Consider the following 1,536-nt stretch of genomic DNA (forward strand, 5'->3'; position numbering starts at 1 on the left):
CGATTTAATAAACTTCTATGAACAAACAGTAAAAGGAAATGCAATTGATGAAGTAAATAAAATGAGAAAAATTGCTTTATACAATGGCATTGATTCAAATTTTGATGTTGACCCTTCATATTGGTTTAGTACAATTACTAAAAAAATCAATTTACTTAAAAAAGTTGAAAACTTCATAGCTAGTCACTTAATTGACACGATAGACAAACAAATAAGTGAAGCTACAAATAATATAATTATTTTTGGTATTTTAAGTCTATTGGGAATTTTAATTACACTTATTCTTGCAAGAACTATTGCCTTTGCAATTTTACTAGATGTAGAAACAGTAAAAAAAGGTTTAACAGAGTTTTTTGCATTTATTAATTTTGAAAAAGATGATATTGAACTTGAAGTAATTGATTCAAAAGATGAGCTAGGTATGATGTCTAGATTAATAAATGAAAATATAAATAAAACAAAACAGAATATACAAGCAGACAAAGATTTAATATTAAATACAATAGAAGTTACTAATAGTATTAATAAAGGTCACCTTGATAGTAGAATAGAAGCAAATTCAAATAATCCAGCATTAAATGATTTAAAAAATATCATTAATAAAATGTTAGAAACTTTAAATATGAACTTCTTAAATATTACAAAAATACTTGATTCATATTCAAAACTTGACTTTAGACCAAAACTTCAAAGCAATGACTTAGAAGGAATTATTAAAGAGCTTGAAGATGATATTACAATATTAAGAGATGTAATAACAAAAACACTTGTTGAAAATAAAAGAACAGGTATGATATTGAGTCAAAATGCAGGAACATTAACATCAAATATGAATCATATTTCAAATGCTGCAAATAGCCAAGCAGCATCACTTGAAGAAACTGCAGCTTCATTAGAGGAAATAACTTCAAATATAAGAAATAACTCTGAAACTACTTCTAAGATGGCAGAATATGGTACATTTGTAAAAAATTCAGTTGAAACTGGACAAAAACTTGCTAATGATACAGTTGAATCTATGGAAGATATCAATAATCAAACAACTGCTATTACAGAAGCTATTACAGTTATTGATCAAATTGCATTCCAAACAAATATTTTATCTTTAAATGCAGCGGTTGAAGCATCAACTGCAGGTGAAGCAGGTAAAGGCTTTGCAGTAGTTGCACAAGAAGTAAGAAACCTTGCAAATAGAAGTGCAGAAGCTGCTAAACAAATAAAAGATTTAGTTACTCATGCTCAAGAAAAAACGATTCATGGTAAAACTATTGCAACAAATATGATTAAAGGTTATGAAGAATTAAATGGGAATATTATAAAAACAATTGAACTTATAGAAAATGTTACTGTTGCAAGTAAAGAGCAATCTCAAGGAATGATTCAAATAAATGATGCAGTAAATAATTTGGATAAAATAACTCAAGAAAATGCACAAAATGCTGCACAAGCAGATGAAATTGCAAAACAAACAGAAAAAATATCAAATACTATTATTGAACATGCTGATGCTAAAGAGTTCGATGGAAAATATGATAT

1 protein-coding gene is annotated in these 1,536 nt (G+C 27.1%); it reads left to right on the plus strand.

The genetic code is table 11. The annotated features are described in order from the left end of the window. Positions 1-1,536: methyl-accepting chemotaxis protein (locus tag CRU93_RS13995; protein WP_164967712.1), on the plus strand; the 1,536-nt coding region annotated here is incomplete at both ends.

This window comes from Arcobacter sp. CECT 8985, assembly GCF_004116495.1.
Classification (GTDB): domain Bacteria; phylum Campylobacterota; class Campylobacteria; order Campylobacterales; family Arcobacteraceae; genus Malaciobacter.